Raw genomic sequence first — 11,796 nt, 5'->3', positions numbered from 1 at the left:
GCGGGTCAGCGGCGACGACGGCGGTAGACCACCAACCCGATGACGAGGGCGGCGACGGCGACGACCGCGGCCGCCGGGACCGCCGGCTGCTGCTTGGCCCGATGCGAGACCGCCTGCGCCTTGTCGGCGACCTGCTGCTTCTTCTCGTCGACCTTCGCCTGCGCCTGGCCCTTGACGTCCAATTTGGCGCTGAGCGCCTCGACGGTCTGGCCGAGCTCGGCGCGGGTGTTCTCGATGTCGGCCTGGATCGCGTCGACGTCGGCGTCGGGACCCGGCTCGGAGTGTGCGCCGTCAGGTCCGGTCATGTCGCGCCTCCTGTACCTCTTTGATGTCCTGCTTGACGCTTGCCACCGTGCGTTCCGGCGTGGGGGAGGCCTGCTCGACCTCCTTCTTGCTGAACAGCCCGGCGATGCCGGCGATGATGAACAGGACCGCCGCGACGATCAACGCGGCCGCCCACACCGGCACCACTTCCGACAACCCCGCCACCGCGGCGGCGATCAGCGTCGCCAGCCCGAACAGCGACAGCAACCCGGCCGCGCTCAGCAGCCCGGCGCCGACACCGGCGTGCTTCGCCGACTCCGTGAATTCCTTTTGCGCCAACCGCATCTCGTCGCGCACCAGCCGCGACGTCTGCTCCGAGAGCTGGCTCAGCAGCTCACCTACCGACGCCTCGGACGTCGGCTTCGGCTCGATACTCATCTCCGGCAACCTTCCCGCACAGGTCGACTCCAGTCGCTCATGTAGTCGCAGTGCCCGAAGCGCCGACGGGCGAAACATCGCCGGGTCAGCCGCCGCAGCGCCGACCCGGCGGTGGCGCTCAGCTGTCGTTGCTGCGGGCCTCGGCGCCGCTCTGCTCGTCGTCGAACGACTCGTCCTCGAAGGTCCGGCCGACGTATTCGCCGCCGCCGTCGGACTTCCCGTCGCGCGAACCGGCGACCTTGTTGTCCTGGTTGACGTCTGATTCGGACTTCTCGCCGTGGGGATCGCTCATCTGCCCACCTTTCTGTTCGCGCCAGGACTACCCCCGCCGTCGCGGCGCTTAACCCCCGGCGTTGCGCACCCGTCCAGCTTCGCCGACCGCGCCCGTCCGTGGGGCGAGCTGGTATCAATCAACCGTGTCCGATTCGTCCGCCCGGAGCGTGACGCGCCCGCTCGCCGGGGTGCGCGTCGTCGAGATGTCCAGCTTCGTGGCGGTGCCGCTGGCCGGCATGACGCTCGCCCAGCTGGGCGCCGAGGTGGTGCGCGTCGACCCGATCGGCGGCGCCGCCGACTACCGCCGCTGGCCGCTGGCCGACGGCGGCGCGAGCATCTACTGGGCCGGGCTCAACAAGGGCAAGCGCTCGGTGGCCGCGGACCTGCGCTCGCCCGCGGGGCAGCAGCTGGTGCAGCGCCTCATCGTCGCGGCGGGAGTGCTGATCACGAACGTGGCGGGGCGCCCGTGGCATTCCTACGCCGAGCTCTCGGCGCGGCGGCCGGACCTGATCCACCTGGAGGTCACCGGCCGGGCCGACGGCTCCACCGGCGTCGACTACACCGTCAACGCCGGTACGGGCTTTCCGCTGGTGACCGGCCCGGCCGACCTGCGCTCGCCGGTGAACTCGGTGCTGCCGGCGTGGGATGTGTCCTGCGGGCTCTACGCGGCGCTCGGGGTGGCAGCCGCCGTGCGGCACCGCGACGCCACCGGCGAGGGCGCCCAGCTGCGGCTGCCGCTGGAGAACGTCGCGCTCGCCACCGCCAGCACCCTCGGCTTCCTCACCGAGCCGATGATCGCCGGGACGCAGCGGCCGCGGATCGGCAACAGCATCTACGGGCAGTACGGGCAGACGTTCACCAGCAGCGACGGCGTGTACTTCATGGTGGTGGCGCTGATCGGCCGGCACTTCCGTGATCTCACCGACGTCACCGGAACCGCGAAAGCCGTTGCGGCGCTGCAGGAGTCGTTGTGGGCCGACTTCACCGACGAGGGGCAGCGCTACCGCCACCGCGACGCGCTCACCGGGTTGTTCACCGTGTGGTTCAGCGGTCACACCAGCGACGAGATCGGTGATGCGCTGTCGTCGACCTCGGTGCTCTGGGAGCGCTACCGCACCTTCGCCGAGGCCGCGGCCGACGAACGGGTCACCGGCAACCCGATGTTCCGCAGGCTGGCGCAGCCCCGCGTCGGCGAGCATCTGGCAGCAGGGTTGCCGATGTCGGTGGCCGGTGAGTACGCCGCGCCGCAGCCCGCCCCCGCGCTCGGCGACGACACCGTGAGCGTGCTGCGCGACTGGCTGGCGTTGCCCGCGGCCGACGTCGACGGACTGCTCGCGGCGGGCACGGTGGCGGCCGAAGCGTGACGGCGGGGGTGCTGCGGTCGCTGCTCGACGTCATCCCGGGCGGCGGCGGCTCCTGGACCGGACCCGCCTACGGCCCGGCGGGCAAGCGGGCCTACGGCGGTCAGCTCGCGGCGCAGTCGCTGGCGGTGGCGGGCCGGACGGTGGATCCGGCCAAGCGGCCGACCAGCATGCACGTGCAGTTCCTGCGCGGCGGCGACGCCGGCGAACCCGTCGACTATGTCGTCGACGAGGTGTACGACGGGCGCACCGCCGCGACCCGGCGGGTCGGCGCCTATCAGGCCGGCCGGTTGCTCACCGCCACGACGGCGTCGTTCGCCGCGCCGCTGCCGGGCGTCGAACACGGCCACCGCGAGCTCGGCACCGATCCCGATGCGCTGCCGCGCACCGGGCCGCCGGGGCCCGCGCCGTCGATGCCGTCCGACGAGGTCGACATCCGTATCGCCGACACCGGTGCGGGTGGGGCTTTCCGCCGCGCGCTGTGGTGGCGGGTCACGGCACCGCTGCCCGACGATCCGCTGCTGCACGCCTGCCTCGTCGCGTTCGTCACCGACATCTACGGCATCGACCCGGTGCTGCGGGTGCACGGCCACTCGATGGCTGCCCGCACGCATCGCACGGCCACCACCGACGCGGCGATCTGGTTCCACCGGCGCGTCCACGCCGACCGCTGGAACCTGCTCGACGCGACGTCGCCGGCGGCGAGCCAGGGCCGCGGCGTCATGACCGCCGCCCTCGTCGGCGCCGACGGGACCGTCACCGCGACCCTCGTGCAAGAAGGTCTGGTGGCGTCCCGAGAATGAAGCGAAAGATGAACGCGAAAGGAAGCACGCATGCGCACATTCGGATCCGTCTCCGAGCTCACCGCCACCGTCGGTGAGGAGATCGGCGCCAGCGACTGGCGGACGATCACCCAGGAAAGTGTCAACCAGTTCGCCGACGCCACCGGCGACCACCAGTGGATCCACGTCGACCCGGAGCGCGCCGCGAGCGGGCCGTTCGGCACCACCATCGCCCACGGCTTCCTGACGCTGTCGCTGCTGCCGGTGTTGATGCACGACATCTTCACCGTCGACGGCATCAAGCTGGCGGTGAACTACGGCCTCAACAAGGTGCGTTTCCCGGCGCCGGTACCCGTCGGCGCCAGGGTCCGCGGAGTCACCAAGGTGGTGAACGTCGACGACCTGGGCGGAGGAACGGTGCAGGTCACGATGTCGACGACGGTCGAGATCGACGGCGGCGCCAAGCCCGCGTGTGTGGCCGAGAGCATCGTCCGCTACATGTCCTGACGCCGGCCCCGGCCCGCGAGGGGCCTTGCGCTCGCAACTAATCGTCTGGCGTCTTGGCCGTAGCGCCCTAGAACGGCTCTGATCGGGTGGACACTGCCCGCGGGTAGACCTGTGACTTTGGGGCGGCACATGACAGCAGCAGCGGCAGCTTTGCCTGCGCACGCGCGCGATCGATCCCGTCGGATAGCGAGCAGCGGAGATGAGTGATACCCAGCCGTCAGCGCCCGCCGACGTCGTCGACGACGACCGATCCGACTGGCGGATAGCGTTCTACGAGTCACAGCGCGCCCGGGCAGACGACATCGCCAAAGACGAGGACGCTGCCGTCGAGAACATCCGCAAGCGAGCCGACAATTGGGGAAAAGGCGCACTGGCGGTCGGCTCGACGGCGCTCACCGCGGTCAGCATCGGCAAGCTCAGCGATTACGTCCCGGACGGTCACTGGCTGGCCGCGAGCATCGTCATCGGTGGCCTCACGGTGGCGGTTCTCTGCCTGATCTTCGTCGCCACCCGGCTGACGAAGGTCAGCACACCCATCGTCATGAAAACCGATATCAGCACCATGGACGACTTCACCGCGGGGAGTCGCCTGCGGGCCGCGCAACGCAAGCGCGAGAGGAAGACGGTCGACGACATCTACACCCGCTCCGCGCGCCTCAACGGGAAGTCGTCGCTGCACGAGTATGCCGTCGTCGCTACGGTCATCGAGGCGACGTTCACCCGCCTCATCGACGGTTCGTACGCCGTCGCGCCGCTCGAGCCCGCCGACCGCTTGAAGAAATTCCAGCAGGCCGTGCTCAGCGGTTTCGGTGAGAAGTACCTCCCGACGCCGCAACCGCCCCCCAGCGGTGACGCAATGGCCGGGTACCACAACCTCATCACCTTCGCGCTCAAGCACCGCGACCTCGCCGAAGCCAGGGCAGAGCTGGTCCGTGCGGAGGTCAGGGCCGTCATGGCGCGTGCGTCGACGGCCGTGGTCCGACAACGCATGGTCCGGGCGACGACGAGTCTCACAACGTGCGCGGCGCTCTTCGCCATCCCCGCTGCCGTGATCGTCGCGCTGCTGTTGGCGCAGACGGCACAATCCCCGCACGAACAGACCGAACAGTTGCGGACCGACCAGCAGTCATGCGTCGAGATCGCGTCGGCGATCACCGAACACGGTTTGCCCTACCGGGTTCCGCAGTGCGATGCGCTGGAGTCGGCGCCCGGTCCCCGAGCGTGAGCCGGCCGACCTGCCCGCGACCGCCCGCGGCGACGCTGCCGCCGTCAGCGCCCGCGAGGGTGCACCGTTGTCCGCCCGCCACGGCGTGTCGGCGTACCGGCGCGCACGCTCGCGGTGGGAGGGGGGAAAGGGGTAGACACGTGGGCATGAAGACTCATCTCAACTGCCCCTGCGGTGAATCGATCGTCGGCAAGGACGAGGACGACCTGGTCGAGAAGACCCAGGCGCACCTCAAGGAGAACCACCCGGGCCACGAGTACTCGCGCGACGAGATCCTCTTCATCGCGTTCTAGGCGAACGTCTGACGCAGCCGCTCCAACGTCTGCTCGATGCCGGTGGCGTTGCGCTTGGCGAAGCCGGTGCGCTCGTAGTAGCGCAGCCGGTCCTTGAGCGGACCGGTGTCGCGGTAGTCGAACGTCTCGGTGACGCGGGTCCGCTGGTCGTCGAGCGGCTCGAACTCGAACCGCCAATGGTGGCCGAACGGATGCCGCCACTCGACCAGCGCATTCGGCTTGAGCGCGGTGATCGTGCTGGTGATCCGGTACGGGATCTTGAACATCGTCATCCTGGTGGTGAACCGGCTGCCGGCCACCGGGCGCTCCGGTGCGCTGACGTTGCCCCGCACGGTTCCGGAGCCGTCGAACTCGGCGTGCCGACGGGGATCCGCCACCAGGCCGAACACCTCGGCGACGGGCGCATCGACCACCACCGACCGGCTCACCTGCCCCGGCCCGGCGTCGACGACGGTGACAGTCATGAGCTGGCTCCTTCCTCCTCGGCCGCGAGCTGTGCGGTGCAGCGCTCCCACAACCGCTGACACCGGCCCGCGTCGTAGGCGCGACGGTTCGCGCGGCCGACGCGGTGACGGCGGTAGTACTCGCCGGATACCCAGTCGACATCCGGACGTGCGGACGCAAGCCACACCAATTCGTCGGATCCCTCCTCGGGTGTGAGCACCATGCTGCGCAGCGGCGTCCGGTACAGCGTCGTCAGCAGCGGGGATTCGGCCGTCGTGGCGATGTTCGACGCAACGAGGCCGGGATGGAACGCCGCCGTGGTGAGGCCCGACGCGTGATGGCGCCGGTGCAGCTCGCGGGTGAGCATCACGACCGCGAGCTTGGCGTCGGCGTAGGCCCGGGCCGCCCGGTAGGGCCCGTCGCGCGGCGGGTCGGCGTACTCGCGGCCCAGCCGGTTCGCCGAGCTCGTGGTGTTGAGGACCGCGGCCCGCGACGCGATGAGCCGATCGAGCAGCAGGCGGGTCAGCAGGAACGGCGCCAGCACGTTCAGCTGGAACGTCAGCTCGTGGCCGTCGACGGTGGTCCGGTGCCGAGACGCCAGGCCGCCGGCGTTGTTGGCCAGCACGTCGATGCGGGGATAGCGCGCGAGCAGGGTGCGGGCGAGCGCTCGCACCGAGGACAGCTCGGCGTAGTCGACCAGCGCGCAGTCGACGCCCAGCCGGTCGGCCAGCGCCTGCGTCTTGTGCGGTGAGCGGCCGACGATGACCACCTGCTCGCCACTGCGGTGCAGCCGCTGCGCGGCCGCGGCGCCGATGCCGTCGCTGGCGCCGGTGATGACAATCGTGCGTCCCGCCACGCCCCGAGCGTAGCGAGCGCCGAAAACCGAGGTAACGATTCGATCACCAAGTGGTCACCCGCGGAGCTCGACGAGATCACGGCGAATTAAGGACTCTGCGCAGGCCCTTAATTTCCTGCGGCCGCGCTTATCGGTCTGGTCATTGTCTCAACGAACTCAACCTTTATTGAGGTCAACCTCACAGGACACCGCCGTAACGCGTCTGCCTGCCCGGTTGCCGCCACCGGCGACGCGGATTGGCGCCCGATGCGGCCGGGTACGTTGTCAACGGGCGGGGGGAATCGCCCACTCGCAATACGAAGGAAAATCGATCACATGAATTCCAGTGGTATCTCCATGCGCCGCACCATGGCCGGTGTGCTCGCCGGTGGCGTGATGGCCGGCGCGGCCGTCGCGACCCTTGCGGCGCCGACCGCCGCGGCCGCTCCCGCGCCGTGCACCGCAGCCGGGGTGACGGGCACGATCAGCTCGGTGTCGGGCTCGGCCAGCCAGTACCTGGCCGCGCACCCGGGGGCGGATCGCGTGCTCACCGACGCGGCGAACAAGCCGTACAACGAGGCCGAGGCTTCGGTCCGGGCGTACTTCGAGGCGAACCCCAACGAGTACTACGACCTGAAGAACATCACCCGGCCGCTGGTGGACCTGCAGAACCAGTGCGGCACCAACATCACGCCGGCGCAGGCCGTGCAGGCCTTCGAGGCGTTCCAGCGCGGCTGACCCGTAGCCGCCAGACACCGCCGCCGCAGCGTCACCGCTGCGGCGGCGGTGTGCTGTTTCGGGGCGGCAGCTGGTGCAGCCGTACGTCGGCGAGCCGGCCGTCGTCCGCCGTCGCGGTCATATAGGTGCAGAACGGCTGGCGGCGGCGGTCGGTGGGCGACCCCGGATTGAGCAGTCGCAACCCGCTCGAAGCCGTGGTGTCCCAGGGGATGTGGCTGTGCCCGAACACCAGCACGTCGGTGTCGGGATAAGCCGCCGCCATCCGGGCGTCCCGGCCGGCCGCGGAACCGGTCTCGTGGACCACCGTGAACCGCACGCTGCCGAGGGTGACGTCGGCCCGCTCCGGAAGCCGGGCGCGAAGCTCCGCGCCGTCGTTGTTCCCCCAGCAGCCGACGAGCCGCCGGGAGCGCGCCGCAAGTGCGTCGAGCAGCGCGACGTCCACCCAGTCGCCGGCGTGGACGACGACGTCGGCGCGCTCGACCTCGTCCCAGACCGCGGCCGGCAGGTCGCGGGCCCGCTTCGGCACGTGGGTGTCGGCGATCAGCAGCAGTCGCACGCCGCCAACGTACGTCACCCCACCTCGGCGGGGACGGGTGTGTCGCGGGCGCCGCCGCGCGCCGCACCCATGCCGGCCGCCACCACCGAGACGATGCCGGCGAACCCGGTGAGCGTCGGGACCTGCGCCAAGAGGGCCCAGCCGATGAGGAGGGCGAACGCCGGCTCCAGACACATCAGCGTGCCGAAGGCCGCAGTCGTCAACCGCCGCAACGCCAGCAGCTCGAACGTGAAGGGCAGCACCGGGAGCAGGATGGCCAACCCGAGCCCGACGATCAGCAGGTCCGGCGTCAGTCGGTCGAACACCAGGTGGCCGACCGCGGCCGTCGTCACCACGGCCGCCACGGGCATGGACACCGCCAGCCCGGTCACGCCGGTCACCGCGTCACCGACGCGTTGCGTCAACAGGATGTACGCGGCCCAGCAGCAGGCGGCGGCCAGCGCGAACAGCACGCCTACCGCGTCGACCGCACCAGTCCACGGTTCGGTGAGCAGCAGCACACCACCGGCCGCCACCACCGGCCACACCAGCGTGCGGCCGCGGCTCTGCACGACGGCGACGCCGAGCGGACCGAGGAACTCCAGGGCGCTCGCCGTCCCCAACGGGATGCGTGCCAGCGCCGCCATGAACAACACCGTGATGCCGGCGGTGACCAGCCCGAGCAGCGCACAGGTGAGAAAGGTCCGGCGGGTGAATCCCGACGGCCGCGGCCGCACCACCACGAGCAGGATGACCCCGGCCCACGCCAGCCGGAGCCACGCCGTGCCCTCCGCGCCGATCCGGTCGATCAGCCCGACCGACACCGCAAGCCCGAGCTGAACGCACAGCATCGCAACGACCGCGAGTGCTGCGCCGGTCCGGGTGCCGCCGCCGACTCTCACACCGGACATTGAACGCCGGTGTCGTCGGGCAGCTGTCAGCCGGTCAGGTGGATGGCGCCGTCGCGGATCTCGACGGGGAAGGTCCGCAGCTTGGCGCGCTCGCCGAACGTCTTGATCATCGACGAGTACGGCTTGAAGCCGAAGATCCGGCCTTTCGGGCCGTTGACCATCGTGCCGTCGGACACGTCGTAATCGGCGCGGTGCCACGGGCATTGCAGACAGCCGTCGTCGGTGACGCGACCGCGGCCCAGCTTGGCGAACTGGTGGCGGCAGATGTTGCTCACCGCGAACGGAGTGCCGTCCGGGGTGACGCCGACCGCAAGCACGCCGTGCTCGTCGGTGCGGACCTCGACGACCCGGCGCTCGTCGAGCTGGTCGACGCGCACGAGCATCCGGCCGCGCGCCTGCACCGGGTTGTCGTGGGTGATCGGGGGGATCAGGCTGCCGGTGTTGACACCGGGTTCGTGCGGAGAGTTGCGGAGTGAGGGCATGGTCGTGGATTCCCGTCGCTCCCGGCCACTAACCAACCCGCCAGGCCCCGTCACTGTCTCGTCTCGTCCCCGTCCCGTTCCCGCGAGCGTGCGCGGACGGCACGCGGATGGCGGCGTGTCGGCGTACAAACACGCACGCTCGCGGAACGAGGTACGGGGCTAATCGGGGTTGATCTGCAGCACCAGGGTGGAGCGGGCCTCCACGCGGACTGCGGTGCCGGCCTTGATCACCTCGGGCTCGGCGGGCTCGCCCGTCCGCGTGGTGGTGTCGAGCACCGGTAGCCAGCTCGGCCCGAACGGCTCCGGCGGCAGCGTGAAGTCGATGGCCTCGTGGTGGGCGTTGAAGCACAGCACGAAGGAGTCGTCGGTCACGCGCTGACCGCGGGCATCGAGGTCCGGGATGCCCTGGCCGTTGAGGTACACCGCGATGGACTTGCCGAACCCGGAGTCCCAGTCCTCGTCGCTCATCTCCGAGCCGTCGGGCCGGAACCACGAGATGTCGGGAATGCCTTCGGAGCCGCGGCGCCGGACGACGGGCCGGCCGGTGAAGAAACGGCGCCGACGGAACACCGGGTGCTCGGCCCGCAGCGCCGAGAGCCGGCTGGTGAACTCGAGCAACCCCTCGTCGGCGTTGGCCCAGTCGATCCAGGTGATCTCGTTGTCCTGGCAGTAGCCGTTGTTGTTGCCGCCCTGGGTGCGGCCGAGCTCGTCGCCGTGACAGATCATCGGCACGCCCTGGCTCAACAGCGTGGTCGCGAGGAAGTTGCGCTCCTGCCGCGAGCGCAGCGCGTTGATCTCCGGGTCGTCGGTCGGACCCTCGACGCCGCAGTTCCACGACCGGTTGTGGCTCTCACCGTCGTTGTTGTTCTCGCCGTTGGCTTCGTTGTGCTTCTCGTTGTAGGACACCAGGTCCCGCAGCGTGAACCCGTCATGGGCGACGACGAAGTTGATGGATGCGACGGGCCGGCGGGCGGTGTGCTCGTAGAGGTCGGCCGAGCCGGTGAGCCGCGACGCGAACTCGCCGAGGCTGGCGTCCTCGCCGCGCCAGAAGTCGCGCACGGTGTCGCGGAACTTCCCGTTCCACTCCGTCCACTGCGGCGGGAAGTTGCCGACCTGGTAGCCGCCCGGGCCGACGTCCCACGGCTCGGCGATCAGCTTCACCTGGCTGACCGTCGGGTCCTGCTGCACGAGCTCGAAGAACGCCGCCAGCCGGTCGACGTCGTAGAACTCGCGCGCCAGCGTCGAGGCGAGGTCGAAGCGGAACCCGTCGACGTGCATCTCGGTCACCCAGTACCGCAGCGAGTCCATGATCAGCTGCAGCGTGTGCGGGTGGCCGACATTGAGCGTGTTGCCCGTGCCGGTGTAGTCCATGTAGTACCGCTTGTCGCCGTCGACCAGCCGGTAGTAGGCCGCGTTGTCGATTCCCCGGAACGACAGCGTCGGGCCCAGGTGGTTGCCCTCGGCGGTGTGGTTGTAGACGACGTCCAGGATCACCTCGATGCCCGCCTCGTGGAGCGTGCGGACCATCGCCTTGAACTCCTGCACCTGCCCGCCGGGGTTGTTGCTCGACGTGTACTTGCTGTCCGGGGCGAAGAACCCGATGGTGTTGTAGCCCCAGTAGTTCGACAGGCCCTTCTCGATGAGCGTCGCGTCGTTGGCGAAGTGGTGCACGGGCATCAGCTCGATCGCCGTGGCCCCCACCTTCTTCAGGTGGTCGATGATCACCGGGTGCGCGATCGCCGAGTAGGTGCCGCGCATCTGCTCCGGGATCTCCGGATGCGTCTGCGTCAGTCCCTTGACGTGCGCCTCGTAGATGACGGTGTCGGCGTACTCCCGCTGCGGGGGCCGATCGACACCCCAGTCGAAGAAGGGGTTGATGACGACCGACTTCGGCATGTGCGCCGCGGAGTCGTCGTCGTTGCGGCTGTCGGGGTCGCCGAAGTTGTAGGAGAACATCGACTGGTCCCAGTCGAAGGTGCCGTCGATGGCTTTGGCGTACGGATCGAGCAGCAGCTTGTTCGGGTTGCAGCGCAGGCCGTTGGCGGGATCGTAGGGGCCGTGGATGCGGTAGCCGTACCGCTGCCCGGGCTCCACCTCGGGCAGGAAGCCGTGCCAGACGAAGCCGTCGACCTCGGGCAGCGGCACGCAGGTCTCGACGGGCCGTCCCGCTTCATCGTTGGAGTACAGGCACAGGACCACCTGCTCGGCGACCTCACTGAACACCGCGAAGTTCGTGCCGTAGCCGTCGTAGGTGGCGCCCAGCGGATAGGCCTTTCCCGGCCACACCTGCCTGTCAAGGGGTGCGCTACCGGCCGGCTCGATGACTGTCATGGCCTTACCGTTACCCGCGAAGCGGGCAGCCGCAACCGTGCCGTCGGTCGCCTCACACCGGGTTCTCGTTCGCGACCGCCCGATAGCCCTTCGCGGCGGTGCGGTCGATGGCGGCCTTGACCACGCCGAACACCAGCCCGTGCACCGCGGCGCTGAGGATGGCTTCCTTGCCGGAGCGATCGAGATCCTTCGGGTTGGGCGGTTCCTCGTCGGTGGGGCTGATCCGCTGCCAGATCTCGGTGAAGATCTTGCCCGCGACGACGCCACCCAGAACGCTGATGCCGACCGAGATCGGCTTGTAGAGGTTTCTCGTGACAGCACTCATCGATCTACTCCTTTCGTGCGGTGGTGTGCAGCGTACGCGGCGAGGCCGAACG

At 69.8% G+C, this 11,796-nt stretch carries 16 protein-coding genes; 6 read left to right on the top strand and 10 right to left on the bottom strand.

The window, feature by feature from the left end; translation table 11 throughout:
- Positions 1-5: 5 nt before the first annotated feature.
- From LV457_RS19300 to LV457_RS19290, 3 genes are all read right to left on the bottom strand, one after another.
- Complete coding sequence (locus LV457_RS19300; protein WP_232173156.1) at positions 6-305, bottom strand: DUF3618 domain-containing protein; 300 nt, start codon at positions 303-305, stop codon at positions 6-8.
- Positions 292-702 (bottom strand): phage holin family protein, encoded by a 411-nt coding sequence (locus LV457_RS19295; protein ID WP_232173155.1) that lies wholly within the window; start codon positions 700-702, stop codon positions 292-294. Before LV457_RS19295 ends, LV457_RS19300 begins: the two co-directional genes overlap by 14 nt.
- A 118-nt stretch (positions 703-820) precedes the next feature.
- Complete coding sequence (locus LV457_RS19290) at positions 821-994, bottom strand: hypothetical protein (RefSeq protein ID WP_232173154.1); 174 nt, start codon at positions 992-994, stop codon at positions 821-823.
- Positions 995-1,118: 124 nt separating this feature from the next.
- Here LV457_RS19290 and LV457_RS19285 point away from each other — a divergent pair, with 124 nt between their 5' ends.
- The 5 genes from LV457_RS19285 (at position 1,119) to LV457_RS19265 (ending at position 5,143) form a co-directional block, all read left to right on the top strand.
- The gene (locus tag LV457_RS19285; RefSeq protein WP_308192227.1) at positions 1,119-2,339 is read left to right on the top strand and encodes a CoA transferase; all 1,221 of its coding nucleotides are present in this window, start codon (positions 1,119-1,121) and stop codon (positions 2,337-2,339) included.
- Positions 2,336-3,139 carry an acyl-CoA thioesterase II gene (locus LV457_RS19280; RefSeq protein WP_232173153.1) on the top strand — a complete coding sequence of 268 codons (804 nt, stop codon included), beginning with the start codon at positions 2,336-2,338 and terminating at the stop codon, positions 3,137-3,139. Before LV457_RS19285 ends, LV457_RS19280 begins: the two co-directional genes overlap by 4 nt.
- 30 nt (positions 3,140-3,169) lie before the next feature.
- Positions 3,170-3,625, top strand: coding sequence for a MaoC family dehydratase (locus LV457_RS19275; protein ID WP_232173152.1), 456 nt, complete (start codon positions 3,170-3,172; stop codon positions 3,623-3,625).
- Positions 3,626-3,824: 199 nt separating this feature from the next.
- Positions 3,825-4,850 carry a hypothetical protein gene (locus LV457_RS19270; RefSeq protein ID WP_232173151.1) on the top strand — a complete coding sequence of 342 codons (1,026 nt, stop codon included), beginning with the start codon at positions 3,825-3,827 and terminating at the stop codon, positions 4,848-4,850.
- Between the two features lie 146 nt (positions 4,851-4,996).
- Positions 4,997-5,143, top strand: a complete 147-nt coding sequence (locus LV457_RS19265) for a DUF1059 domain-containing protein (RefSeq protein ID WP_232173150.1) — start codon at positions 4,997-4,999, stop codon at positions 5,141-5,143.
- On the opposite strand, the gene LV457_RS19260 is transcribed toward LV457_RS19265, so the two are convergent.
- Positions 5,140-5,607, bottom strand: a complete 468-nt coding sequence (locus LV457_RS19260) for an SRPBCC family protein (RefSeq protein WP_232173149.1) — start codon at positions 5,605-5,607, stop codon at positions 5,140-5,142. The genes LV457_RS19265 and LV457_RS19260 overlap by 4 nt on opposite strands.
- On the bottom strand, positions 5,604-6,443 hold the full coding sequence (locus LV457_RS19255; RefSeq protein ID WP_232173148.1) for an SDR family NAD(P)-dependent oxidoreductase: 840 nt from the start codon (positions 6,441-6,443) through the stop codon (positions 5,604-5,606). The genes LV457_RS19260 and LV457_RS19255 overlap by 4 nt, the downstream gene beginning before the upstream one ends.
- A gap of 315 nt (positions 6,444-6,758) precedes the next feature.
- Between LV457_RS19255 and LV457_RS19250 the strand changes: the two genes are divergently transcribed.
- On the top strand, positions 6,759-7,160 hold the full coding sequence (locus LV457_RS19250) for a heme-binding protein (RefSeq protein WP_232173147.1): 402 nt from the start codon (positions 6,759-6,761) through the stop codon (positions 7,158-7,160).
- A gap of 31 nt (positions 7,161-7,191) precedes the next feature.
- Here LV457_RS19250 and LV457_RS19245 read toward each other — a convergent pair whose 3' ends face one another.
- The 5 genes from LV457_RS19245 to LV457_RS19225 all read right to left on the bottom strand — a co-directional run bounded on the left by LV457_RS19245 (position 7,192) and on the right by LV457_RS19225 (position 11,744).
- On the bottom strand, positions 7,192-7,716 hold the full coding sequence (locus tag LV457_RS19245) for a metallophosphoesterase (RefSeq protein ID WP_232173146.1): 525 nt from the start codon (positions 7,714-7,716) through the stop codon (positions 7,192-7,194).
- A 14-nt stretch (positions 7,717-7,730) separates the two neighbouring features.
- A complete protein-coding gene (locus LV457_RS19240) occupies positions 7,731-8,546 on the bottom strand; it encodes a DMT family transporter (RefSeq protein WP_232173172.1) in 816 nt (271 codons plus the stop codon).
- A gap of 86 nt (positions 8,547-8,632) precedes the next feature.
- On the bottom strand, positions 8,633-9,088 hold the full coding sequence (locus LV457_RS19235; RefSeq protein WP_232173145.1) for a Rieske 2Fe-2S domain-containing protein: 456 nt from the start codon (positions 9,086-9,088) through the stop codon (positions 8,633-8,635).
- A gap of 159 nt (positions 9,089-9,247) precedes the next feature.
- Positions 9,248-11,419 (bottom strand): glycogen debranching protein GlgX, encoded by a 2,172-nt coding sequence (gene glgX / locus LV457_RS19230; RefSeq protein WP_232173144.1) that lies wholly within the window; start codon positions 11,417-11,419, stop codon positions 9,248-9,250.
- Between the two features lie 52 nt (positions 11,420-11,471).
- Positions 11,472-11,744 carry a DUF4235 domain-containing protein gene (locus tag LV457_RS19225; RefSeq protein ID WP_232173143.1) on the bottom strand — a complete coding sequence of 91 codons (273 nt, stop codon included), beginning with the start codon at positions 11,742-11,744 and terminating at the stop codon, positions 11,472-11,474.
- Between the last annotated feature and the right edge of the window lie 52 nt (positions 11,745-11,796).

This window comes from Mycobacterium sp. MYCO198283, from assembly GCF_021213805.1.
Taxonomy (GTDB): domain Bacteria; phylum Actinomycetota; class Actinomycetes; order Mycobacteriales; family Mycobacteriaceae; genus Mycobacterium.
Note: the sequence above shows the minus strand (reverse complement) of the source record. Positions and strands in the feature narration are given on the sequence as shown.